This window comes from Leisingera caerulea DSM 24564, assembly GCF_000473325.1.
In the GTDB taxonomy this organism is placed as follows: domain Bacteria; phylum Pseudomonadota; class Alphaproteobacteria; order Rhodobacterales; family Rhodobacteraceae; genus Leisingera; species Leisingera caerulea.
In genome coordinates this window covers 709,577-731,991 of record NZ_KI421513.1, presented here as the reverse complement: position 1 = coordinate 731,991, position 22,415 = coordinate 709,577, and the positions used below count along the sequence as shown (strand labels likewise).

At 64.7% G+C, this 22,415-nt stretch carries 21 protein-coding genes; 13 read left to right on the top strand and 8 right to left on the bottom strand.

What is annotated here, in order from left to right; translation table 11 throughout:
• Positions 1 to 2 precede the first annotated feature (2 nt).
• Positions 3 to 671, bottom strand: a complete 669-nt coding sequence (locus tag CAER_RS0110780) for a DsbA family oxidoreductase (RefSeq protein WP_036797236.1) — start codon at positions 669 to 671, stop codon at positions 3 to 5.
• Positions 672 to 835: 164 nt separating this feature from the next.
• Here CAER_RS0110780 and CAER_RS0110775 point away from each other — a divergent pair, with 164 nt between their 5' ends.
• Together CAER_RS0110775 and CAER_RS0110770 are read left to right on the top strand one after the other, a co-directional pair.
• Entirely contained in the window at positions 836 to 1,867 is a 1,032-nt protein-coding gene (locus CAER_RS0110775) for a D-cysteine desulfhydrase family protein (RefSeq protein ID WP_027235366.1), read from the top strand.
• Entirely contained in the window at positions 1,864 to 2,793 is a 930-nt protein-coding gene (locus CAER_RS0110770; protein ID WP_027235365.1) for a carbohydrate kinase family protein, read from the top strand. Before CAER_RS0110775 ends, CAER_RS0110770 begins: the two co-directional genes overlap by 4 nt.
• A 12-nt stretch (positions 2,794 to 2,805) precedes the next feature.
• Here CAER_RS0110770 and eda read toward each other — a convergent pair whose 3' ends face one another.
• The 3 genes from eda to zwf are packed head-to-tail and all read right to left on the bottom strand — an operon-like array spanning position 2,806 to position 6,765.
• A complete protein-coding gene (gene eda / locus CAER_RS0110765; RefSeq protein WP_027235364.1) occupies positions 2,806 to 3,456 on the bottom strand; it encodes a bifunctional 4-hydroxy-2-oxoglutarate aldolase/2-dehydro-3-deoxy-phosphogluconate aldolase in 651 nt (216 codons plus the stop codon).
• Positions 3,457 to 3,459: 3 nt separating this feature from the next.
• The gene (gene edd / locus CAER_RS0110760; RefSeq protein ID WP_027235363.1) at positions 3,460 to 5,268 is read right to left on the bottom strand and encodes a phosphogluconate dehydratase; all 1,809 of its coding nucleotides are present in this window, start codon (positions 5,266 to 5,268) and stop codon (positions 3,460 to 3,462) included.
• Positions 5,269 to 5,316: 48 nt separating this feature from the next.
• Positions 5,317 to 6,765 (bottom strand): glucose-6-phosphate dehydrogenase, encoded by a 1,449-nt coding sequence (zwf, locus tag CAER_RS0110755; protein ID WP_027235362.1) that lies wholly within the window; start codon positions 6,763 to 6,765, stop codon positions 5,317 to 5,319.
• Between the two features lie 273 nt (positions 6,766 to 7,038).
• Between zwf and CAER_RS0110750 the strand changes: the two genes are divergently transcribed.
• The 6 genes from CAER_RS0110750 (at position 7,039) to CAER_RS0110725 (ending at position 14,177) form a co-directional block, all read left to right on the top strand.
• Entirely contained in the window at positions 7,039 to 8,142 is a 1,104-nt protein-coding gene (locus CAER_RS0110750; protein ID WP_027235361.1) for a CaiB/BaiF CoA transferase family protein, read from the top strand.
• Positions 8,143 to 8,379: 237 nt separating this feature from the next.
• The gene (locus tag CAER_RS0110745) at positions 8,380 to 10,365 is read left to right on the top strand and encodes a CocE/NonD family hydrolase (RefSeq protein ID WP_027235360.1); all 1,986 of its coding nucleotides are present in this window, start codon (positions 8,380 to 8,382) and stop codon (positions 10,363 to 10,365) included.
• A 202-nt stretch (positions 10,366 to 10,567) separates the two neighbouring features.
• Complete coding sequence (locus CAER_RS0110740; protein ID WP_036797233.1) at positions 10,568 to 11,545, top strand: glycosyltransferase family 2 protein; 978 nt, start codon at positions 10,568 to 10,570, stop codon at positions 11,543 to 11,545.
• 2 nt (positions 11,546 to 11,547) lie between these two features.
• Positions 11,548 to 11,928 (top strand): GtrA family protein, encoded by a 381-nt coding sequence (locus CAER_RS0110735; protein ID WP_027235358.1) that lies wholly within the window; start codon positions 11,548 to 11,550, stop codon positions 11,926 to 11,928.
• Between the two features lie 18 nt (positions 11,929 to 11,946).
• Positions 11,947 to 12,711: a class I SAM-dependent methyltransferase gene (locus tag CAER_RS0110730; protein ID WP_027235357.1), complete on the top strand. Its 765-nt coding sequence runs from the start codon at positions 11,947 to 11,949 to the stop codon at positions 12,709 to 12,711.
• Positions 12,708 to 14,177, top strand: a complete 1,470-nt coding sequence (locus CAER_RS0110725) for a hypothetical protein (protein WP_027235356.1) — start codon at positions 12,708 to 12,710, stop codon at positions 14,175 to 14,177. The genes CAER_RS0110730 and CAER_RS0110725 overlap by 4 nt, the downstream gene beginning before the upstream one ends.
• A gap of 60 nt (positions 14,178 to 14,237) precedes the next feature.
• Here CAER_RS0110725 and nadC read toward each other — a convergent pair whose 3' ends face one another.
• Genes nadC through nadA form a run of 3 tightly spaced genes read right to left on the bottom strand, consistent with a single transcriptional unit; the run spans position 14,238 to position 17,701 of the window.
• On the bottom strand, positions 14,238 to 15,092 hold the full coding sequence (gene nadC / locus CAER_RS0110720; protein ID WP_027235355.1) for a carboxylating nicotinate-nucleotide diphosphorylase: 855 nt from the start codon (positions 15,090 to 15,092) through the stop codon (positions 14,238 to 14,240).
• The gene (locus tag CAER_RS0110715; RefSeq protein ID WP_027235354.1) at positions 15,089 to 16,645 is read right to left on the bottom strand and encodes an L-aspartate oxidase; all 1,557 of its coding nucleotides are present in this window, start codon (positions 16,643 to 16,645) and stop codon (positions 15,089 to 15,091) included. Before CAER_RS0110715 ends, nadC begins: the two co-directional genes overlap by 4 nt.
• A 3-nt stretch (positions 16,646 to 16,648) precedes the next feature.
• Positions 16,649 to 17,701 carry a quinolinate synthase NadA gene (gene nadA / locus CAER_RS0110710; RefSeq protein WP_027235353.1) on the bottom strand — a complete coding sequence of 351 codons (1,053 nt, stop codon included), beginning with the start codon at positions 17,699 to 17,701 and terminating at the stop codon, positions 16,649 to 16,651.
• Positions 17,702 to 18,048: 347 nt separating this feature from the next.
• Between nadA and CAER_RS0110705 the strand changes: the two genes are divergently transcribed.
• From CAER_RS0110705 to CAER_RS0110695, 3 genes are read left to right on the top strand one after another with little or no spacing between them, the layout of a single operon-like run.
• Positions 18,049 to 18,753, top strand: a complete 705-nt coding sequence (locus CAER_RS0110705) for an ABC transporter permease (protein WP_027235352.1) — start codon at positions 18,049 to 18,051, stop codon at positions 18,751 to 18,753.
• Positions 18,753 to 19,463, top strand: coding sequence for an ATP-binding cassette domain-containing protein (locus CAER_RS0110700; RefSeq protein ID WP_027235351.1), 711 nt, complete (start codon positions 18,753 to 18,755; stop codon positions 19,461 to 19,463). The genes CAER_RS0110705 and CAER_RS0110700 overlap by 1 nt, the downstream gene beginning before the upstream one ends.
• On the top strand, positions 19,460 to 20,263 hold the full coding sequence (locus CAER_RS0110695; RefSeq protein WP_027235350.1) for an ABC transporter substrate-binding protein: 804 nt from the start codon (positions 19,460 to 19,462) through the stop codon (positions 20,261 to 20,263). The genes CAER_RS0110700 and CAER_RS0110695 overlap by 4 nt, the downstream gene beginning before the upstream one ends.
• A gap of 290 nt (positions 20,264 to 20,553) precedes the next feature.
• Here the strand turns inward: CAER_RS0110695 and phnF are convergent, their stop codons facing one another.
• Positions 20,554 to 21,267 carry a phosphonate metabolism transcriptional regulator PhnF gene (phnF, locus tag CAER_RS0110690; RefSeq protein ID WP_027235349.1) on the bottom strand — a complete coding sequence of 238 codons (714 nt, stop codon included), beginning with the start codon at positions 21,265 to 21,267 and terminating at the stop codon, positions 20,554 to 20,556.
• 107 nt (positions 21,268 to 21,374) lie between these two features.
• On the opposite strand from phnF, the gene phnG reads away from it, so the two are divergent.
• Positions 21,375 to 21,827, top strand: a complete 453-nt coding sequence (phnG, locus tag CAER_RS0110685) for a phosphonate C-P lyase system protein PhnG (RefSeq protein ID WP_027235348.1) — start codon at positions 21,375 to 21,377, stop codon at positions 21,825 to 21,827.
• The gene (gene phnH / locus CAER_RS0110680; protein WP_027235347.1) at positions 21,827 to 22,411 is read left to right on the top strand and encodes a phosphonate C-P lyase system protein PhnH; all 585 of its coding nucleotides are present in this window, start codon (positions 21,827 to 21,829) and stop codon (positions 22,409 to 22,411) included. The genes phnG and phnH overlap by 1 nt, the downstream gene beginning before the upstream one ends.
• The last annotated feature ends 4 nt before the right edge of the window (positions 22,412 to 22,415 follow it).

The window sequence follows — 22,415 nt, the reverse complement described above, 5'->3', positions numbered from 1 at the left end:
GTTTAGCGGAACTCACCTTCGGCTGCGCCCAACTGTTCCAGAATGCTGGCGTAGGTCTCCACCCCCTGCGCACCGGTCACCAGGTGGCGGCCATTGAACACCATCGCAGGCACGCCGCGGATGCCTTGCTGCACCCAGAATGCCTCGCGCTGGCGCACGTTGTCCGCGTGTTTGCCGCTCTCCAGCGCCGCACGTGCACCGGTACCATCAAGGCCCAGGCTTTCGGCTGTCTCCACCAGCACCTCCGGGTCCGAGACATTCTTGCCATCAGTAAAGTACGCGCTCAGCAGCGCCTGTTTAATTTCATGGCCCTTGCCGTGCTCTTCGGCCCATTCGATCAACTGATGCGCCTGAAAGGTGTTGTAGATCCGCATGCCGTCGAAGAAACGGAAGGTGAAGCCCAGAGCCTCGCCCATTTCCGTCAGCTGCGCCCGCACCTGGGCCGATTGCTCTGCGGTGCTGCCGTATTTCGCGGCCAGATGCTCGCGCAGGTCCTCGCCTTCTGGCGCCATATCCGGGTTCAACTCAAACGGCTGCCAGTGGACGTCCAATGCCACACCGGCGCGGCGGGCGGCAAAGGCCAGCTGGTTGTAGCCGACCGCGCACCAGGGGCAGACCACGTCGGAGATGATGTCGACCCGCAGGGCGGGGCTGTGTGTGGTCTCTGTCATGGCGCGTTTCCTTGGATTTCCGGTGCTTTGCAGGGACATGGGGGTGCGCGGCTCGAAAAGCAACCGTCGCCATGCGGGGCCTTGCCCGGTTGCGCATACTGCTGCAACGTGGTGCGGCCCAAGCAGGCTGGTGCCGCTGCCCGATCAGAAAGAAAGAGACTGCAATGTCCCGCATCGACACGCTCCTTTCCGCGTTCCCGCGCGCCAAGCTGCTGTCCCAACCGACACCGCTGGAGCGGCTGGACCGCCTGTCGGAGGAGCTGGAGCTAGACCTCTGGATCAAGCGTGATGACCTCACCGGGCTCAGCTTTGGTGGCAACAAGACCCGGCAGCTGGAGTTCTACATCGGCGCGGCGCGTGCGGCCCGTGCGGATACCATCCTGATCACCGGCGCGGTGCAGTCGAACTTTGCCCGCACCGCCGCCGCAGCGGCCTCGAAATACGGGATGCAGGCGGTGCTGCAGCGCGAGGAGCGGGTGCCGGGCATGGACCCGCTCCACTACAGCTCGGGCAATGTTTTCCTTTCGGATATTCTGGGCGCGGAGACCATGAGCTACCCGGAGGGAGAAGACGAAGCCGGCGCCGATGCCGCTTTGGCGGCGCGGGCAGCGGAATTGCGCGCAGCAGGCCGCACGCCTTATGTCATACCGCTAGGCCCCGGTCATCCGCCGCTGGGCGCGCTGGGGTATGTGCAGGGCGGGGCAGAGCTGGCGGCGCAGATCGGCTGCTTTGATGCCGCCGTGGTGCCCTCGGGCAGCGGGGCCACCCATGGCGGGTTCCTGACCGGTGTGCGCCTGGCCGGTATCACCGCGCCGGTCTTTGGCATCTGCGTGCGCCGCGATGCCCGCCATCAAAAGGCGCGGCTGGAGCAGGTTACCGCAGAACTTGCCAGGCTGATGGGCATCCCGCGGCCCTTTGCCGGCGGCGAAATTCTCACTTGGGACGGTGCTTTGGCGCCCGGCTATGGCCGCGCAGACCCCGCGACCCGCGCCGCGCTCCAGCGCATGGCCGTGGTTGAGGGTATCCTGCTGGATCCGGTCTATTCCGCCAAAACCTTTTCCGGGCTGCTGGGGCTGCTGGAAGAGGGCGCCATCAGCAAGGGGCAGAAGGTGCTGCTGCTGCACACCGGCGGACTGCCCGCGCTGTTTGCCTATCAGAACGCGCTCGGCTTCGGCGAAGGCAGGGCTGCGCCATGATCCTTTGCTGCGGTGAAGCGCTGATCGACATGATCCCCGGCGAAACCGCTGCAGGCCAGGCGGCATATGTTCCGCATGGCGGCGGCGCGTCGTTCAACACCGCGCTGGCGCTGGGCCGCCTCGGAGTCTCGGCAGGGCTGTTCACCGGGCTGTCCTCGGATGTGTTCGGGCAACAGTTGGCTCAGGCACTAGCGGAGGCTGGTGTGGACACCTCCCTTGCCGTCACCAGCCCGCGGCCCTGCACCCTTGCCTTTGTCCACCTGACGGACGGGGACGCCAGCTACAGTTTCTATGACACCGGTTCTGCCGGCTCGTCGCTCACTCCGCAGGAGCTGCCGGATTTACCGGACAGCGTGGCTGCGTTGCTGCTTGGCGGCATCAGCCTGTGCAATCCGCCAGCCGCAGACGCCTATCTGGCGCTGGCGCAGCGCGAGGCTGGCCGCCGGCCCGTGATGCTGGACCCGAACGTGCGCGCCGGATTTGCTAGGGATGAGGCGGCCTACTGCGCGCGGCTGCTGAAAATGATGACGCTCGCAGATATCGTGAAGGTCTCGGAGGAGGACCTTATCTGGCTCAATCCCTGCGGGGACACGGGTACGAGACTGCGCAGCTTGTTCGCTGCCGGACCCAAGATGGTATTGCTGACTCGCGGCGCCGCGGGGGCGGAGGCCTATCTGCCGGACGGTCAGAGCGTGAAGGCAGAGGCCGTGCCGGTAACCGTCGCTGACACGGTCGGAGCAGGTGACACCTTCAACGCGGGCTTTCTTGCCATGGCGCAGGAGCGGGGGGTGCTGAAAGCCGCGGCGGCAGGGGAAATCACCGGACCGGATCTCAAGGCTTGCCTGCAATTCGCCGTGAGGGCGGCCGCGGTTTCGGTCTCGCGGGCCGGAGCAAACCCGCCGTGGCGCGCGGAAATACCAGAGTGATTTTGCGTTGGCTCAATCCTTGCCCAGCTTGCTGGCATCGCGCGCCAGTGCTTCGATGGCGCCCCAGTCACCGGCCTGAACCAGATCGGCGGGGGCCACCCAGCTGCCGCCGGCGCAGACCACATTGGGCAGGCTCAGGTAGCTTTCGGCGTTGGCAGGGCTGATGCCGCCGGTGGGGCAGAAGGAGATCTGCGGCAGCGGCGCGCCAATGGCTTTCAGCGCCGGAGCACCGCCGGAGGCCTCAGCCGGAAAGAACTTCAGCATCCCATAGCCGCGGGCCAGCAGCCGCATCGCTTCGGTTGCAGTGGCGGCGCCGGGCAGGAGCGGCAGGCCGATGGATTCGCAGGCGTCCAGCAGATAGTCCGTAGCACCGGGAGAAACGCCAAACTGAGCGCCAGCCTCCTTGGCGGCTTCGGCGTCCTTGGGGGTGATCAGCGTTCCCGCCCCGACCACGCCGCCCTTTACCTGGGCCATCTCGCTGATCACGTCCAGCGCGGCACCGGTGCGCAGGGTGACCTCCAGCGCGGGCAGGCCGCCGGCCACCAGCGCCTCGGCCAGCGGACGGCCGTGGGCCGCGTCCTCCACCACCAGTACCGGCATCACCGGCGCCAGGGCGCAAATCTCGCAGGTGCGCAGGCTGGCGTCCTGTGGGGTTATCCGCATGAGTTACACTCCAAACACACTGGCGCCTTCGTCGGCCGAAGCGACCGAGCGGCGGAACAGGGAAAACAGCTCACGGCCTGTGCCGTGCTGGTGGGCGCTGAGGTCGGCGGTGGCGGGCTCGCGTTCCAGCGCGCCTTCGGTGAGGACTTCCAATGTGCCCTTGACCGCATCCAGCCGCACCAGGTCGCCATCCTGGATCCGGGAAACAGGCCCGCCATCCAGGGCCTCCGGCACCACGTGGATCGCGGCGGGCACCTTGCCGGACGCGCCCGACATGCGGCCATCGGTCACCAGGGCTACCTTCTGGCCGCGGCCCTGCATGATGCCAAGGAAAGGGGTGAGGCTGTGCAGTTCCGGCATGCCGTTGGCCTTGGGGCCCTGGAAACGCACCACAACGATCACATCGCCGGTCAGCTCGCCCGCCTTGAAGGCCGTCTTGGCCTCCTCCTGGTCGTGGAAAACGCGGGCGGGGGCTTGGACCACGTGGTGCTCCTTCGCCACTGCCGAAACCTTGATGACCGCGGTGCCCAGGTTGCCGGTCAGCCGCTTCAGCCCGCCCGATTTCTGGAACGGAGCATCGGCGGGGCGCAGAATCGCATCGTTCAGGCTTTGCCCCGGGCCGGGACGGAAGGTGAGGCCGTCTTCCGTCAGGAAGGGTTCCTGCGTATAAAGCTCCAGCCCTTCGCCGGCGACTGTCCGGGTGTCCGGGTGCAAAAGACCCGCCTGCAAAAGCTCGCCGATCATATACCCCAGGCCGCCGGCGGCGTGGAAATGGTTCACGTCGGCCAAGCCGTTGGGGTAGACCCGGGCCAGCAGCGGCACCGCGTCGGAGAGCTCTGCAAAGTCCTGCCAGTCCAGCAGGATGCCGCCCGCCCGCGCCATGGCGATCAAGTGGATCAGCAGATTGGTCGAGCCGCCGGTGGCCATCAGCCCGACAATGCCGTTGGCAAAGGCTTTCTCGTCCAGCACGTCGCAAACCGGGGTGTAGTTGTTCCCCAGCGCGCTGAGCGACAGGGCGCGTTTGGCGCCCTCCACCGTCAGCGCCTCGCGCAGCGGGGTGCCGGGATTCACGAAGGACGACCCGGGCAAGTGCAGCCCCATGAACTCCATCAGCATCTGGTTGGTGTTGGCGGTGCCATAAAAGGTGCAGGTGCCGGGGCCGTGGTAGGCGGCCATTTCGGCCTTCAACAGCTCCTCGCGGCCAATTTCGCCCGCGGCGAATTTCTGGCGGATATGGGCTTTCTCGTCATTGGCCAGGCCGCTGGTCATCGGGCCTGCCGGCAGGAACACTGCCGGGATATGGCCAAAGGCCTGCGCCCCGATCACCAGCCCCGGCACGATCTTGTCGCAGACGCCGAGATAGACGGCGGCGTCAAAGACGTTGTGGCTCATCGCGACGCCGGTGGCCATGGCGATGGTATCGCGGGAGAACAGGCTGAGCTCCATGCCGGCCTCGCCCTGCGTGACCCCGTCGCACATCGCGGGCACGCCGCCCGCCACCTGCGCGGTACCGCCGGCCTTGCGCACGGCGTCGCGGATCAGAACCGGGTAGGTTTCAAAGGGCTGATGCGCCGACAGCATGTCGTTGTAGGCCGAGACAATCCCCAGATGCCCCTTGGACGCCTCCGCCAGCGTCTGCTGGTCCGGTCCGGTGGCAGCATAGGCATGGGCCTGGCCGGAGCAGGACAGATGCGCTCGCGCAGGTCCCTTGCCGCGGGCCGCGCGCATCCGCTCCAGATAGGCTGCACGGGTGGGTTCGCTGCGGGCGATGATGCGGTCAGTGACGGCGGCCAGTGTGGAATTCAAGCTCATGTGGGGCCTTTGTAGCAAACTGCGGGGGCAAAGGGGAGGGCGGCTGTCTTAGGTTCCGATACTGCGCCAGCGGCGGCCGTCGCGGTGGATCAGCAGGAGAGAGTCGTCGGGTCCGGCGCTGCCGCTGTCGTAGGGCTGAGGGGCCTCGCCGGTGTCTTCCCAGCCGGCAATGATCGGATCGGCCCAGGCCCATGCGGCCTCAACCTCGTCGCCGCGCATAAACAGGGTCTGGTTGCCCCGGATCACATCCATGATCAGCCGCTCATAGGCGTCCTGCGGACGGCCCGACTCCGGCAGCTCATCAGCAAAGGTCATGTCGAGGTTGGCGCCCGTGAGGCGCATGCCGCCGGGGCCAGGATCCTTGATGGTGGTCTTCAGAGTTATGCCTTCGTCGGGCTGCAGACGGATCACCAGGACGTTGCCGTGCACCGGGCCGGAGCCTTCGAAGATATTGTGCGGCGGGTCGCGGAAATAGACCGCGATTTCGCTCACCCGGTCGCGCAGCCGTTTGCCGGTGCGCAGGTAGAACGGCGTGCCGGCCCACCGCCAGTTCGCCACTTCGACCTTGAGCGCGATATAGCTTTCGGTGCGGCTCTGCGCGTTGCCTGCGTGATCGCGGTAGCCGTCACCGGTTTTGCCCCTGTACTGACCGCGGGCGATGCTGGGCTGCGGCACCGGGCGCAGCGCTTCGATCACTTTGACCTTCTCGTCGCGCACTGCATTGGGCGCAAAATGGGCGGGCGGCTCCATCGCGGTCAGGCACAGGAGCTGCACCAGGTGGTTCTGCACCATGTCCCGCATGGCGCCGGATTTGTCATAATATTCCTCGCGCCCCTCAATGCCGATGCTTTCGGCCACTGTGATCTGCACATGGTCGATATGAGAGGAGTTCCAGAGCGGCTCAAACAGCGAGTTGGCAAAGCGCAGCGCCATCAGGTTCTGCACCGTCTCTTTGCCGAGGTAGTGGTCGATCCGGTAGATCTGCTGCTCCTCGAAGTGCTCCCGCAGCGCCGCGTTCAGCGCTTGGGCCGAGGCGAGGTCATGGCCAAAGGGTTTTTCCAGCACTATACGGCTTTCGGGCGTGGCAATCCCGGTTTCGCTGAGGCGGCGGGCAATGTCGGGAAACAGGGATGGGCCCACGGAAAGATAGAAAGCGCGGACGGCATCGTCACGCAGTTTTCCGTGGATTTCGGCCCAGCCGTTATCGCCGCGCGCATCTACCGCGACATAGTCCAGAAGCGCGGTGAAACCGGCAATCTCTTCCGGCGTGGTCTCCACGTCCTGGCCGAAGTCGCGGATGGCATCAGCGGTCTGGCTGCGGAACTCCTCCGTTGTCAGGTCGCTGCGCGAACTGCCGATGATCCGGCAGTTGCTGTCGAACTGGCCTATCTGGAAGCGGTGGAACAAGGCCGGCAGGATTTTGCGCCGGGCCAGGTCGCCGGTCGCGCCAAACAGCACGAGGTCAAAGGGCTGGACGGGTATGACGCGGGAAACCATTGATTTTACATCGCTGTTCCATTGGGGCCAGAAGGCCGGGCCATTGTGCCGCCTGGGACGGGGCAATTCAATTGCCTCAGCTGGCACATGGCCGGTTAAAGTTGAGTTATCGCTAACATATTGTTGCAGCCGGTGCCATCGGGAAATTTTCCGGGGCAGGCTTTCAGCCTTGGGCGTTTTCGCTGGACCTGGATTTGATCAAATCTTGCAGGAGAGCGGCGCAGCGGCTAAGCATACCGGCAAAGACGAAGGCACCAACAGGGAGGAGTGCCCATGACCCCGCTTGCAGGCCTCAAGGTGGTTGAACTTGCGCGCATCCTGGCCGGGCCCTGGATCGGCCAGTCGCTGGCGGACCTGGGCGCCGAAGTGGTGAAGGTGGAAAGCCCGGAGGGTGACGATACCCGCAAGTGGGGCCCTCCGTTCATCGAGCGCGATGGCGACAGGACGGCCGCCTACTATTATGCCGCCAACCGCGGCAAGGGCTGCGTAACCGCTGACTTCCGCACGGAAGAAGGCAAGCGCCGGGTCATCGAACTGATCAAGGATGCAGACATCCTGATCGAAAATTTCAAGGTCGGCGGGCTGAAGAAATACGGCCTGGACTATGACAGCCTTAGCAGGATCAATCCGCGGCTGATCTACTGTTCAGTGACCGGCTTTGGCCAGGACGGGCCTTATGCCAAGCGGGCGGGGTACGACTTTCTGCTGCAGGGTATGTCCGGGCTGATGTCGATCACTGGAGCGCAGGATGGCCAGCCGCAAAAGGTCGGTGTGGCGATCACGGATATTGTCACCGGGCTTTATGGCACCATCGGCATTCTGGCAGCGGTGGAGCAGCGCCACCGGACCGGGCGCGGCCAGCATCTGGACATGTCGCTGCTGGATTGCGCAACGGCCCTGCTGGCGAACCAGGCGATGAACTACCTGGCGACCGGCGATAGCCCCATGCGTTTGGGGAATGACCACCCGAACATCGCGCCTTACCAGGTGATGGCGGTGAAGGACGGCCATGTGATCCTGGCGGTGGGCAATGACGGGCAGTTCCAGCGTTTGTGCGATGTGCTGGGTCTGGCGCAGTCCAAGGCGGATGCGCGCTTCCAGACCAACCAGCTGCGGGTCGCCAACCGAAAGGCGCTGACGGCAATTCTGGAGCAAGTTCTGGCAGAGTGGACCCAGGCGGATTTGCTGGCGGCGCTGGAGGCGGCGACGGTGCCTGCGGGACCGATCAACACCATCGGACAGGCCTTCGAGGATCCGCAAATCAAGCACCGGGAGATGCAGATCGCACCTGAAGGGGTGCAGGGAGTGCGGGGTCCGTGGAAGTTCTCGGACGCGGAACTGGCCCTGGAAAAGTCAGCGCCGAAGCTGCCGAAGTAACCGCGCCCTAGGCGTCTGCGGCGGCAAACCGGCTCCGCCCGGCGGCGCAGTGTGCGTGCGGCTGGGGCGGTTAAAATTCCCCAAAAGGCAGAGGTGTGCAGGGCAGGCCGTCTCAACCTGGATCTAACCCGCGTCAATTCGCTTACATCCGCTCACAAGTGCGCCCTTTTCATGAACGGCTGATCTGGAGAGGTTGCTGGGTGTGGCTGAAGCTAAACTAACAACAGGAACATGCCCATGTCCGGCGCTTACCGCATCATCGAGAATACTTGGATCCCCCTGCCAGACGGCCGCAGGCTGTCGGCGCGGACCTGGATGCCGGAGGGTGCGGGGCCGTTTCCGGCGATCCTGGAGTATCTTCCCTACCGCAAGCGCGACGGCACCGCGCCCCGGGACGAGACCACGCATCCGGTCTTTGCCGCCGAAGGATACGCCTGTATCCGGGTGGACATTGCAGGCACCGGTGATAGCGAGGGCGTGTTTGACGATGAATATTCTGAAAAGGAGCTGAGCGACGGCGAGGCGGTGCTGGCCTGGATCGCCTCGCAGGAGTGGTGCAACGGCAATATCGGCATGATCGGTATTTCCTGGGGCGGCTTTAACGGGCTGCAACTGGCCTTCCGCCGTCCGGAGGCGCTGAAAGCGGTGGTCTCGGTGGCCTCGACCGTGGACCGCTACGCCGATGACATCCATTACATGGGCGGCTGTCTGCTGAGCGACAACGCCAACTGGGGCAGCCAGATGTTCGCCTATCAGTCGCGCCCCGCGGACCCGCAGCACCGGCCGGACTGGCGCGAGGACTGGATCAAGCGGATCGAGGGTATGCCTTTCATGGCTGCCGAATGGCTGCGGCGGCAGACACGCGGGGATTTCTGGAAACACGGCTCGGTCTGCGAGGACTGGTCGGCGATCCAGGCGCCGGTGCTGGCGATCACCGGCTGGGCCGACGCCTATGTGAACGCACCGTCTGCGCTGGCGGCCAATCTGACTGTGCCCGCCAAGGCCATGATCGGCCCTTGGGAACACCGCTATGCCCATGTCGCCAAGCTGGATCCGGCGGATTTCCATGGCGAGGTACTGCGCTGGTTCGGCAAGTGGCTGAAGGGCAAAGAGACCGGCGCCGAAGCCTTGCCGGATTACCGCGTTTTCATGCAGGAGCACTTCAACCCAACCATGCAGAACAAGCCGCGCCAGGGCCGATGGGTGGCAGAGGCTGAGTGGCCCTCGCCGAATGTGCGGGACCGGGTGATGCATGTGGCGCAGGGCGGGCTGGCGGATCAGCCGGGCAGAGGTGTCACCGTGGTCAGCAATCCCGCGACGGTCGGACAGGCCTCCGGCTATTTCTGCCCGGGGATGCGGTTCGATAATGAGCTGGCGGGCGATCAGAGGGAAGATGACAGGCTGTCCGCCTGTTTCGATACCGTGCCTCTGACGGACCCGCTGGAACTGCTGGGCAGGCCGCGGGTCAAGGTGGCGTTCAGCGCCGACAAGCCGGTGGCGCAGCTTGTGGCGCGGTTGTGCGATGTTTCACCCGAGGGCGTGTCGCAGCGGATCACTTTCCGGCCGCTGAATCTGACCTGCCGCAACGGGTTTGAAGCGCCGCAAAAGCTGGTGCCTGGGCAGCGCTATGAGGCGGAGATTGAGCTGAATGAATGCGCGCACCGCCTGAAGCCGGGGCATGTGCTGCGGCTGGCGCTGTCAGCGTCCTACTGGCCGATTGTCTGGCCCGCGCCGGAGGCGGCGGAGGTGACTTTGCATCTGGAGGGCTGCGCCCTGATACTGCCGGAGCGCAAAGCGGACCAGGAGGTCGAACCGCAGAACCCCGGAGCGCCGCGGGAATATCCGGTGCTGCAGGCAGAGCAGCTGCGCCCGCCAGGCGGCACCTCCAGAACCTGGACGCGGGAGGACGGCGCGCTGGTGCTGGATACCTTTGACGATTACGGCAAGGCGGTGGATCCCTATCACGGGATGTGCGCGGGCAGCCATGTGACCATGCACTACGAGGTGCATCCGGATGACCCGGCCACGGCAGCTTTTGCCAGTGACTGGATCTTCGAGTTCGAGCGCGGGGGCTGGCAGGTTGCGATTGACACTGAGAACAAGATGACCTGCGACCGGGAGAATTTCTATCTCTGGCGCAAGGTGACCGCTTATGAGAGCGCGGACCGGGATGTGGTGCTGACCAAGGAGTGGCGGGAAACGATTCCCCGCGGCGTGCTGTAAACCGGGGCGGGATGTCGGCGGATTTTAGGCAATTCGTCCGCATTTGCCTTGGTTTCGCCAAAGTGCGTTACCCAAAGCACACAGGCCCTTAACCATTTGATTGCAAATTTAACTCTCAGCAGGCCGCCGTTGCCCTGTCCGCGCCGGATCGGCCAGTATCGCGGTTAACGAGCGGTTAACAAACAGACATGAGGGCGAGAAAGTGCAGCTTTCCGTTGTTGTGCCCTGCTACAATGAAGAAGAGTCGGTTCCGCTGCTGGTGGAACGGCTGGTGCAGGCCATAGAACCATGGGCGCAGGACGCCGAGATCATCCTGGCGGATGACGGCTCCAGCGACGGTACCTGGGCGGCGATCGAGGCCGCCCATGCCAAATACCCGGTGGTGCGGGGAATACGGCTGTCGGCCAACCGCGGCCACCAGGTGGCGCTGACCGCGGGACTGGAGGCGGCGCGCGGCGCGCGCATTTTTATGCTGGACGCCGACCTGCAGGACCCGCCGGAGATCCTGCCGGACATGATGATGATGATGGACCGCGGCTATGACGTGGTCTACGGGCGCCGGGCCGAACGGCAGGGGGAAACCCTGTTCAAGAAGGCCACCGCCTATCTGTTCTACCGCTTCCTGAACACGCTGTCGGATGTGGATATTCCCAAGGACACCGGCGACTTCCGCCTGGTCAGCCGCCGCGCGCTGGATGCGGTGCTGGCGATGCCGGAGCGGGCGCGGTTCATCCGCGGCATGTTCGCCTGGGCGGGGTTCAAGCAGATCGGGCTGGAGTATGTGCGCGATGCGCGGGTTGCGGGCGAAACAAAGTACCCGTTCCGGGCGATGCTGCGCTTTGCAACGGATGCGCTGACCGGCTTTTCCACCAAACCGCTGAAGATGGCGACGCGGCTGGCGTTTCTGAGCCTCTATGTGACCTTTCTGATGGCGGTCTACGTGTTCTTGTCGCTGGTCCTTTACAACACCGCACCCGGCTGGGCTTCGATGCTGCTGGCGATTTCCTTCTTCTCGGGGATCCAGCTGCTGACGCTGGGGATCATGGGGGAATATATCGGGCGGCTCTATATGGAGAGCAAGCAGCGCCCGATGTACTTTCTGTCAGAGGAAACCGGCGAAGGCAAAGCTGCAGAGCCGGTGCAGATCGAGCCCGCACCGCTGCGCAAGGAAGCGTCGTGAGTATGGCGGACACCGGGCAAATCCTGCGCTTTTCCGTCGTCGGTGCGACGGTCGCGGGGCTTTATGTGCTGGCCTACACCGCACTGCTGACGGCGGGCATGGCGCAGGCGCCGGCCAATGCCCTGGCCTTTGCTGGCGCGGTTGCGGTGCAATATGTGCTGCAAACCTGGTGGACCTTCCGCCGCCCGCTGGGCCTGCCGGACCAGATGGCGCGGTTTGCCTGCACCATTGCCGCGGGTTTTGCCGTCTCGGCGCTGATCACCGGCGTGTTCGGCCCTGCGCTGGGCTGGGCGGACTGGCTGTCCGCCGCTGCCGTCACGGTGATCTTGCCGGTACAGAATTTCATCATCTTCCGCCTCTGGGTGTATGCCGCGGCTGGCTGACTAAAGTTCGGAGCAATCATGTCTCATATCTATTCCAACGAATTTTACGATTATATCGAGCGGGGCGCGCGGTCTTCGGCGCAGGCGATGATCTCTGTGGTGCAGCCGCAACTGCAGGCGGGCAGCGTGCTGGACCTGGGCAGCGGCCGCGGTGTGTGGCTGAGCGAATGGATCAAGGCCGGTGTGACCGATGTCGCCGGCGTTGACGGCGATTATGTGGATCGTGATCAGCTGGCGATCCCGCGCCAGCAGTTCCACGCAGCAGACCTGACCAAAACCTTTGACCTGGGCCGCAAGTTTGACCTGGCGCAAAGCCTTGAGGTGGGCGAGCACCTGCCTGAAGCGGCTTCGGAGAAGCTGGTCGACAGCCTGACCCGCCATGCCGACCGGGTGCTGTTTTCCGCCGCGGTACCAGGACAGGGGGGCGAGTTTCATATCAATGAGAAGCCGCTGTCCTTCTGGCAGGAGATGTTTGCGGCGCGCGGTTTCACCGCCTTCGATTTTGCCCGCCCCCGGCTGAGACACATGCAAGGCGTCGCGCCCTGGTACCGCTACAACACTGTGCTTTATGCCAATGAAGCAGGCCGGCAAGGTTTGCCGCAAGAGGTGCTGGCCGCGGCAGTTCCGGCCGGGCAGAAGGTGCCGCTGGCTGGTAGCCTGAGCTGGCGGATGCGGCGCGGAATCGTGTCGCTGATGCCGCGGCCGATGGTGACTAAGATTGCCCAGATCCAGGCCGCTGTACTGGCCCGCCGCGCCCGCCGCCTGCAGGAGACCGCAGGATGACCTTGGTCTCGGCCGGCAGCAGCGCTGCGCAGCGGCGCGCCCTGCCGCAGCTGCCGGTCACGGTGGCTGCAATCTTTGCGATGCTGCTGCTGACGGCGCTGTTCCAGCTGCCGGACCCGATGATCCGGCATGATGACTACCCGGCGCTGCTGTCAGACCCATCGCTGTTTTACTCAAAGACCCTGACTGAGGGGCGCTGGATCAATTACCTTTGGCATCTGCGCGGATACGTGACGCCGGCATGGCTGAATTACCTGGTCTATCAGCTGTTATGGGCCGTCTATCTTGGCTGCCTGGTCCACAACGCTTTTGGGCGCGAGGCAGAGACTTGGCAGCGGGTGATGGTTGCGCTGATCGCAGGTCTCGGCTTGCCTTGGGTGCTGATCTCATTGTGGTTCAACACGCTGATCCCGGGGCTGGCCATTGTCGCGCTTTATGCCTGGCTGACCACAAGGCTGAGCGAGCGGGCCTGCCGCTGGCTGATGCTGATTTTTGTTCCGGTCTCGCTAATGGCCTACACGACCTATCCGTTCCTGATCCTGGGGCTGAGCCTGACCCGCGCCGGCGTCGCGCGATCGGCCCGGGACCTGGCGGGGCTGCTGGCGCTGTTCATTGCCAGTTTCGCGCTCGGCATGCTGGCGATCTATTCGCTGAACTATGCCGTGCATGGGGTGTTCGGCGTGCCGATGGCGGAATGGCGCAATCCCAGCCCGGCGCGGGATCTGGCGTCGGCGCTCGAAAATTCCAAACTGGCCTGGCAGTTCCTGGCCAGCCTGGCGCAGAAGGGTGCTTATAACAACTGGGTTCTGGCGCTCATGCAGGCCGTGCTTTTGGCCTGCGCGGTCTGGGTTGTGCTGCGGCAGGATAAATGGCGGGCGCTCTACCTGCTGTCCGGCGCTGCCATGGGGGTGGCGCTGATCTGCGTGCAAGTGATCCGCAGCGGTATTGACATGCCGGTGCGCTCTGGCGGGTTTCTGTGGATCTTTGGCGCTGTTTTCATCGGGCTGTTCGCCATTGCACTGCGCGACAGCGGCGGGGCCCGGCTGAGCCGGAACCTGCTGTTTGCCGTGACCGCGGTTTATGTGATTTTTGGCGGCCTGACGCACCGGGTTCTCACTGAATGGCACAGGGTGAGCCAGGTCATGGCCGCGGAGCTGGCAGAAGGGCAGGGTCCGGTTTACGTCACCGGCACCTATCTGTCGCTGGAGGCGACCCGGAAATCGGATCTGCAAAAGCACCATTCGGTTGCATTCCGCCTGCATCATCTGACCGGGCGCGAGATCGTGATGTGCGAGAGCCGTCCTGAGGATTGCGCAGCGCTGCCGGACGAACTGCGCGCCGGGTTGCAGGGCCGCAAAGGGTTCGAGGTGCGCCAGGTTGAAGGCGGTTCAGTGCTGATGCTGTCGCCCGAGGCGCTGCGGCAGGACAAGCTTGAAGCGGCCCGTCAGTTGCGCCAGTCGGATTAGAGAGACAGACCAGAGCTGGCAAGCGAAGGCCCGCCAGCCGCTGCCAGCTGACCGGGGAAATCAGAAGTCGAGGCCCAGATCCAGCGTGCGCGCCGAATGGGTAAGCGCACCGGACGAGATGTAGTCGACGCCGGTTGCTGCCACTTCCGCAATGCGTTCCAGCCGCATGTTGCCGGAGGCCTCGGTCACCACATGACCCTTGGATATCTCCACTGCCTTGGCGAGAGTGGGGGTATCCATGTTGTCGAGCAGGACAACGTCTGCCCCGCCGGTGGCGATCACCTCGGCCAGCTGGTCCAGGGTGTCGACTTCTATTTCCACTTTCATCATGTGGCTGACGCTGGCCTTGGCGGCTTCCAGCACCGCTTTTACACCGCCGGCAGCGGCGATGTGGTTGTCCTTGATCAGGATCGCATCCGACAGGCCGAAACGGTGATTGTACCCGCCTCCGTGCAGCACCGCCTGTTTCTCGGCAATGCGCAGGCCCGGGGTGGTCTTGCGGGTGCAGGTGATGCGGGTGGAGGTGCCTTGGGTTTCCGCGGCGAAGGCGGAGGTCAGCGTGGCGATGCCGGTCAGGCGGCCGGCAAAGTTCAGCGCGACGCGCTCGCCCGACAGGATCGAGGCGGCAGAGCCTTCGACAGTCATCAGCGTGTCGCCCTTTTTGCAAGGGCTGCCATCGGGGAGCAGCGTTTCCACCTTCAGTCCGGCATCCACCAGGTGAAAGGCGATGCGGGCAATCTGCATTCCCGACACAACACCGTCCTCGCGGGCGTTCAGCCGGGCGGCGTAGGTTGCCGAGGCCGGGATCACCGCACGGGTGGTGATATCGCCGTTCTGGCCCAGGTCCTCCATCAGGGCGGCGCGCACCATCGGTTCCAGGATCAGGTCGGGCAGGGTGGCGAAGTGGGTGCTCATGTCAGTTCCTTCACGGCCCCGGCGCGGATGGCCAGGGCCTCGTCCAGGGTGATGCGGGTGCGGTGGGCCTGTGCCGGGTCCGCCATGGGAAAGTCGTCGCGGAAATGGCCGCCGCGGCTTTCCTCTCGCCTCAGCGCCGCGGCAGCGATCAGCGTGGCGGTGGCGCACATATTGAGGAAGTTTTCGTCCGCAGACTGTTCGGCCTCAAGCCGGGCTATGGTGGAGAGCGCCTGTTTCAGACCTGCAGCGGTGCGGCGCACGCCGGTATGGGCAGTCATGGTCTTCCGCAGGGTGTTCACCGCCTCCCGGTCAAGCTCTTGCCCGCCGGCGGGGAAGCTGAGGCGGACCTGTTCTGCGTGTTCCGGGGTTTGCGGGGCGGACATGTCCTGCGCCGCGTTGCGGGCATAGACCAGCGCTTCCAGCAATCCGTTGGAGGCGAGCCGGTTGGCGCCATGCAGGCCGGTGGAGGACGCCTCGCCGCAGACCCAGAGATTTGCCAGGCTGGTGCGGCCATTCATGTTCGCATCGACCCCGCCCATGTGGTAATGGGCGGCGACGGCCACGGGGATCGGCTCTTGCACCGGGTCGATGCCCGCGCGGGCGCAGGTTTCGGCCACGGTTGGGAAGCGGGTCAGCACCTCGGACCCCAGCGCTGCACGTGTGTCGAGCATCGGCCGGCGGCCTGCTTGGGTCTCGGCAAAGATTGCCCGGGCGACAATGTCACGGGGGGCAAGCTCCGCATCGGGGTGAGCTGCCAGCATGAAGCGCTCGCCGTCCGCATTGATCAGCACCGCGCCTTCGCCGCGCAGGGCCTCTGTGGCCAGCGGGGCAGGGTCCTCGCCTATGTCAAAGGCAGTGGGGTGGAACTGCACGAATTCCGGATCGGCAATGCGGGCGCCTGCGCGGGCAGCAAAGCCGATCACCTGGCCGCGGATGCGGGGCGGGTTGGTGGTGTGGGCATAAAGCCCGCCGGAGCCGCCGCCCGCCAGCAGCACGCCCGGCGCCTTGATCAGCACCGGCGCTGACGGCGTGTCAGCGCGGGAGATCCAGATGCCGGTGACAGTGCCGTCCTCGGTCTCCAGCCGCACGGCCTGGGTGTTTTCCAGAACCTGCACGGAGGGCGCAGCGCGGACCGCGGCAATCAGCGTCCGCATGATCTGATCGCCGGCCTGATCGCCCTTTACCCGAACCACGCGGGCAGCGGAATGGGCGGCCTCGCGGCTCATGACATAGTTGCCTTCGGCGTCACGGTCGAAGGGAGTGCCAAGCTCGGTCAGGTCGACGATATGCTCGCGGGCCACGCGGGTGACCATGGCGGCGACCTCGGGGTCGACGGTGCCAGCGCCCGCCTGCAGAGTATCCGCGGCGTGCGCTTCCGGCGTGTCGTGATTGGCCATGGCAGCCGCAACGCCGCCCTGGGCCCAGGCCGAGCTTGCGCCTTCACCCAGGGTTTCGGGGGAGATCACCAGGACCGGCCTGGGGGCCAGCTCAAGAGCAGCGTACAGCGCGCCCAGGCCTGCGCCGGCAATGACGATGCGGCCGGTTTCGACCACGGATCAGATGCCCAGTTTCTGCGAAAGGTCGATCATCCGCTGCACCGCGACGCGGGCCTTTTCGGCCACTTCGGGATCAACCTCGACCGGCTCGGTCATCGTGTGCAGCGACCACAGGACTTTCTCCAGCGTGATCTTCTTCATGTAGGGGCACATGTTGCATGGGCCGACGAATTCCACCTCAGGCAGCTGATCGGCGATGTTCGACGCCATCGAGCATTCGGTGATCAGCAGAGCCTTTTCCGGCTTTTCGTCGGTCACGTATTTGACGATACCGCTGGTCGAGCCGGAGAAATCGGCCTCGGCCACCACATCTGGCGGGCATTCGGGATGCGCAATCAGCCGGGTGCCCGGGTTCCATTCGCGGAAGTCGCGCAGATCCTTGGCGGTGTACTGCTCATGCACGATGCAGGAGCCCTCCCACCAGACGATGTTCTTTTCCGGAACCTGCTGGGCAATGTTCTGGGCCAGATACTGGTCCGGCGTCATGATGATGGTGTCTTCTTCCATCGCCGCAACGATCTGCGCCGCGTTGGAGGACGTGCAGCAGATGTCGGATGCGGCTTTCACCTCAGCCGTGGTGTTCACATAGGTGACCACCGGCGCGCCGGGGTAGCGGCGCCGCATTTCCGCAACGCCTTCGGCGGTGATGCTTTCGGCCAGGGAACAGCCAGCCTCCATATCGGGGATCAGCACGGTTTTTTCCGGGCTCAGGATCTTGGAGGTTTCGGCCATGAAATGCACGCCGCACTGCACGATCACATCGGCCTCGACCCGGGTGGCCTCAATTGCCAGCTGCAGGCTGTCACCGACCACATCCGAGATCCCGTGATAGATTTCCGGCGTCATGTAGTTATGCGCCAGGATCACCGCGTTGCGCTGCTTCTTCAGCTCCAGAATCGCCGCAACATAAGGCGCATGGGTGGCCCATTCGATTGGGTTCACCACGCGGTCCATGCGGGCGTAGATATCTGCCATCTGTTCGGCCAGGGCCGGATTCGGGGCCAGATCATAGTGGGCGGCGAGCTGATCCCGCATGGATTGCAGGTCGAACATGGCGTTTCCTCAAGGTTGCGTCCGGTGTGACACTTTGGGCGGGGGTTGTTTCACGTTCAAATCGCGCACGCAAGCGCGCGTGAAGGGATTTGCGGCCAAATGCGGTGATTTGGCGCTAACAGGCGGCATGGGTTTGCACGCCTGCGCCGCATGACCCCGCCGGAACCGGGGTTTCAGTGCTAAGTCTTTGACTGACGCTAGTGATATGGTGTTCGATAGGGTCTTTTTCCAGAGCACTGCCGCTTTTGGCTGTTCCAATGCCTCCTCCTGTGATTTTGAAATTCGTCAGAGGGTGTTAGACCCGGACTGACCGGACTGACCGGCTGAAGCGGAGTTGAGCGAGCGGCATGACTGATCTGTGGGCAGGACTGTGCCAGGCCTTTTGGCTTCTGGTGACGCTGGACGCGGATCTGGTGGAAATCACCCTGCGCTCCTTGCGGGTGACGCTGACCGCGCTTGCCATCGCCTGTGCCATTGCGCTGCCGCTGGCGGCCTTTCTGGCGGTGCGCCGGTTCCGGCTGCGCCGCGCCACGATTGCGGTACTGAACGCTCTGATGGGGCTGCCGCCGGTGGTGGTCGGCCTTGTGGTCTATGTGTTCCTGTCCCGCGCCGGTCCGTTCGGCGTATTCGGCCTGCTGTTTACCCCCACGGCGATGATCATCGCGCAGGTGATCATCGTTGTGCCCTTGGTGGCCTCGGTTGCGCATCAGTCCTTGCGCGAGTTGTGGAGCGATTACCACGATCTTCTGATCTCGATGAACGCCACCCAGTTCCAACGCATCCAGGCGCTGTTGTGGGACGGGCGCAGGGCGCTGCTGACTGCGGCGCTGGCGGGCTTTGGCCGCGCAATTGGTGAGGTGGGCGCGATCATGGTGGTGGGCGGCAATATCGACCACGCCACCCGGGTGCTGACCACGGCGATTGCGCTGGAGACCGGCAAGGGCGAATTTGCCATGGCGCTGGGGCTTGGGTTTGTGCTGATCGCGCTGGCGATTGCAGTGAACCTGACAATCCACTGGCTGGGCCGCACCGAAAGCGAGGGGCGCTGGTAATGCAGATGTTCCCGCTGGTGGCCCAGGGCGCTCAGGTGCGCCGCCGCGGCAAGGTGTTGGTAGGGCCGGTCGATCTGACGCTTGGCGGGCAGGGGACCTCTATCGTCATCGGTCCCAACGGGGCCGGAAAAACCACGCTGCTGAAAATGCTGCATGGCATTGTGCGGATGAATGGCGGCAGCCTGGACTGGGCATGCCCGCTGGAAGAGGCGCAGAAGCGGCAGGCCTTCGTGTTTCAAACCCCGGTGATGATGCGCCGCACGGTGATCGAGAACATTGCCTACCCGCTTCGGCTGACGGGCGTGGGCCGCCACGAGGCGCGCACGCGGGCAGCGGACTGGGCGGCCCGTGTCGGCCTGGGGAGAATCCTGCAGCGCCAGGCCACCATGCTGTCGGGCGGCGAGCGGCAGAAGCTGGCCCTGGCCCGCGCCCTGGTACGCGAGCCGGAAGTGCTGTTCCTGGACGAACCCTGCGCCGCGCTGGACGGGCGCGCCACCCGCGAGATCGAAGAGATCCTGGCCCATGCCGCCGAGAGTGGTACGCGGCTGATCATGTCTACCCACAATATGGGGCAGGCGCGGCGGCTGGCCGATGAGGTGATTTTTGTCCTAGGCGGCCGCATCCACGAATTCAGCCCGGCGGAGGCATTCTTTACCGGGCCGCAAACGCCGCAGGGCCGTGCATTTCTGAACGGAGATATTGTCGAATGAAACGTCTGATTATTGGTGCAATTGCATCTGTGGCCCTGGCCTCTGCCGCTCTGGCGGAAGAGATGAAGATGGCGGTTACCACGTCCTTCCACAATTCCGGTCTGGCGGAGATCCTGCTGCCGGAGATCAAGAAGGACTTGGGCCTGGATGTGCAGCTGCTGGTGGTTGGCACCGGCCAGGCGATCCGGCTGGGCGAGGCGGGCGACGTCGACGCGATCCTGGTGCATTCCAAGAAGGCTGAGGAAAAGTTCTTGGCTGGCGGCAACGGCACCCACCGGCGCGAGATCATGTACAATGACTTTGTCTTCATCGGTCCCAAAGGCGATGCGGCCGGGGTGGCCGGCTCTGAGGACGCGGCAGCGGCCCTGCAAAGGATTGCCGGGGCCGAAGCAATTTTCGTCAGCCGCGGCGATGACAGCGGCACCCATAAGAAAGAACTGGCATTGTGGAACGCTGCCGGGCTGGAGCCAAATGGATTCGGGGATTGGTACCGCGCCGTGGGCGCGGGCATGGGCGCTGCGCTGAACACGGCGGCGGGTATGGACGCCTATATCATGTCGGACCGCGCCAGTTGGCTGAACTTCGGCAACAAAGCCGGGCTGGGGCTGCTGTTTGCCGGGGATCCGGTGCTTTTCAACCAGTATGCCTACATCCCGGTGAACCCGGAAAAGCACGGCCACGTGAAGAACGGTCTGGCGATGCAGCTGGAGGGCTGGCTGGTCTCTGACAAGGCGAAGGAGCTGATCAACGGCTACCGGATCAACGGCGAGACGCTGTTTGTCTTCAACGCCGAACAGTAACGCAGCGTGGGGCACTCCCGCCAATTCCGGGCGTCACAGATGCCCTGCATAGTCGGGCGCAGCACCGCGCCGCGCGGATCCGTGATTGAGTGAGATAAGCGCCCTGAAGCGCCGTGCTAATTGTGATTCGCCTGCGCCGCGCCAAGGATGAACCGGCCTGGCGCACAGCAGCAGCTGTGGCAGTTGGCCAGGCTCTGGCGGAAAGCTGCCGCGCCGCGCGTCAGCGCGGCGCTATGCCCAACTGCTAGGGGTAATTTCAATTGCACCGCAGCAGGCGGGAGGGCCGGGCTTCAGGTTTCACCGCCAACCGTCAGAGTCACCCGGTCGCCGGCGAACCAGGTGCGGCCGAACTCAATCGGCGTGCCGGCTGTGTCCACGCTGACCGACGTGGTGCGCAGGATCGGCGCGCCTTCGCTGATCTGCAACTGCAGCGCTTGGGTGGCGGTGGCGAGCTTGGCAGCGATGCGGGTTTCCCTGCGGGTATAGTCCTCGACGCCGCAGCGTTTCAGGGCCTTGGTGATTGAACTGTCCTCTTCCAGCGCCTCGTGCAGCCCTGGCAGCAAGCCGACCGGAAACACGGCCTGAGCCAGCGCAATGGGCTGGCCGTCGGCTAGTGAAAGCCCGTCGTAGACCAGAACCGGGTCTCCCGCCTGCAACTCCAATGCCTCCGCCTCGCGCAATCCGGCGGCACGGGTTTCCAGCGTCAGCAGTTTCTTGGCCGGTATCCGCCCCTCGCGCGCGAGGTTCTGGTGGAACCGGACCCGCTTGCCAATTGGGTAGTCGGTTGGCTTGGCAGCGACGAACACCCCTGCTCCGCGGCGGGAATGGACCAGGCCCTGCGCCGCCATGTCCGCCAGCGCCCGGCGCACGGTGTGCCGGTTGACCCCGAACCGCGCTGACAGCTTGGCCTCAGCCGGGAGCTTGCCGCCGGTCTCATACCGGCCCTGGGCAATGTCATCGGTCAGGGCGATGGCGATGGATTTCCAAACCGGGGTGCGGGCCATGTCATGGAACTTTCATAAGTCTTGGATTGCGCCAGCCGGGGCGACTCGGTTAACATTTGTCTAGTTGTATAGTTGATGTAGACAACCCGGCCAAGAGGCATAGACAGATGAACACCACTATCTCCGCAGCGGACCGCAAAGGCTGGATGAGCCTGCTGGCCACTGCTGACGAGGCCCGGCTGACCAAGCTGTGGCAGGGCTGCGGGATTGATCCCGTTTATGAATGGCTGCGCCCGCCAGAGGCCGGCAGCGTCATGGTGCGGGGCCGCATGGGCGGCACCGGCGCGCCTTTCAACCTCGGGGAGATGACCGTCACCCGCTGTGCGGTGTCGCTGGAGGATGGCACCGTCGGCCAAGGCTATGTGCAGGGGCGCAGCAAGGCCAAGGCCGCAATGGCCGCCAAGATTGATGCGCTGATGCAAACAGATGCGGCGGCGGGCGTGCGCAAGGCAGTGCTGGAGCCGCTGGCCGTAGAGAGGCAGACGAAGAAGAACGCCCGAGCCGCCAAGGCGGCGGCGACCAAGGTCGAGTTTTTCACCATGGTGCGGGGAGAGGACTGATGCGCCTGGAAACCCGGAACGCCGCCTATGCGGGCGGTTTCAGCAATCCGCCAGTGGATGCGGCACATGCCTTCCGCGCGGCGATGAACGCCATGGCCCGGCCCGGCCAGGTCCAGGACATCACCGGGGCCGCACCGCCTGACGGGATATCAGTCGCGGCGGGCAGCCTGCTGCTGACGCTGTGCGATCCGGAGACCGGTGTCTATCTGGCGCCGGGCACGGACAGCGGGGCCTTGCGCGGCTGGCTGGCCTTTCACACGGGCGCGCCGGTCGTTGCGGCGGAGCAGGCGGATTTCGCGCTTGGCAGCTGGGAGGCGCTGATGCCGCTGGACCGCTTCCGCATCGGCACCCCTGAATACCCTGACCGCTCGGCCACATTGATTGTCGAGACGCCCGGTTTCGCGGCCCCCAACGTGGTGCTGAGCGGCCCCGGCATCAAAGACAAAGCCCGGATGCAGCTGCCGGAACTAACTGCGTTCCAGAACAATACCGCTCTCTACCCGCTGGGTATGGACTTCTTCTTCACCGCGGGGGCGCAGGTTGCTGCGCTGCCGCGGTCCACCCGGATCACCACGGAGGCCTGAGCCC

Excerpts from the sequence above, each read along its gene's own strand:
- CAER_RS0110780 (WP_036797236.1), bottom strand. The coding sequence starts at position 671 with ATGACAGAGACCACACACAGCCCCGCCCTGCGGGTCGACATCATCTCC.
- CAER_RS0110775 (WP_027235366.1), top strand. The coding sequence starts at position 836 with ATGTCCCGCATCGACACGCTCCTTTCCGCGTTCCCGCGCGCCAAGCTG.
- CAER_RS0110770 (WP_027235365.1), top strand. The coding sequence starts at position 1,864 with ATGATCCTTTGCTGCGGTGAAGCGCTGATCGACATGATCCCCGGCGAA.
- eda (WP_027235364.1), bottom strand. The coding sequence starts at position 3,456 with ATGCGGATAACCCCACAGGACGCCAGCCTGCGCACCTGCGAGATTTGC.
- edd (WP_027235363.1), bottom strand. The coding sequence starts at position 5,268 with ATGAGCTTGAATTCCACACTGGCCGCCGTCACTGACCGCATCATCGCC.
- zwf (WP_027235362.1), bottom strand. The coding sequence starts at position 6,765 with ATGGTTTCCCGCGTCATACCCGTCCAGCCCTTTGACCTCGTGCTGTTT.
- CAER_RS0110750 (WP_027235361.1), top strand. The coding sequence starts at position 7,039 with ATGACCCCGCTTGCAGGCCTCAAGGTGGTTGAACTTGCGCGCATCCTG.
- CAER_RS0110745 (WP_027235360.1), top strand. The coding sequence starts at position 8,380 with ATGTCCGGCGCTTACCGCATCATCGAGAATACTTGGATCCCCCTGCCA.
- CAER_RS0110735 (WP_027235358.1), top strand. The coding sequence starts at position 11,548 with ATGGCGGACACCGGGCAAATCCTGCGCTTTTCCGTCGTCGGTGCGACG.
- CAER_RS0110730 (WP_027235357.1), top strand. The coding sequence starts at position 11,947 with ATGTCTCATATCTATTCCAACGAATTTTACGATTATATCGAGCGGGGC.
- CAER_RS0110725 (WP_027235356.1), top strand. The coding sequence starts at position 12,708 with ATGACCTTGGTCTCGGCCGGCAGCAGCGCTGCGCAGCGGCGCGCCCTG.
- nadC (WP_027235355.1), bottom strand. The coding sequence starts at position 15,092 with ATGAGCACCCACTTCGCCACCCTGCCCGACCTGATCCTGGAACCGATG.
- nadA (WP_027235353.1), bottom strand. The coding sequence starts at position 17,701 with ATGTTCGACCTGCAATCCATGCGGGATCAGCTCGCCGCCCACTATGAT.
- CAER_RS0110705 (WP_027235352.1), top strand. The coding sequence starts at position 18,049 with ATGACTGATCTGTGGGCAGGACTGTGCCAGGCCTTTTGGCTTCTGGTG.
- CAER_RS0110700 (WP_027235351.1), top strand. The coding sequence starts at position 18,753 with ATGCAGATGTTCCCGCTGGTGGCCCAGGGCGCTCAGGTGCGCCGCCGC.
- CAER_RS0110695 (WP_027235350.1), top strand. The coding sequence starts at position 19,460 with ATGAAACGTCTGATTATTGGTGCAATTGCATCTGTGGCCCTGGCCTCT.
- phnF (WP_027235349.1), bottom strand. The coding sequence starts at position 21,267 with ATGGCCCGCACCCCGGTTTGGAAATCCATCGCCATCGCCCTGACCGAT.
- phnG (WP_027235348.1), top strand. The coding sequence starts at position 21,375 with ATGAACACCACTATCTCCGCAGCGGACCGCAAAGGCTGGATGAGCCTG.
- phnH (WP_027235347.1), top strand. The coding sequence starts at position 21,827 with ATGCGCCTGGAAACCCGGAACGCCGCCTATGCGGGCGGTTTCAGCAAT.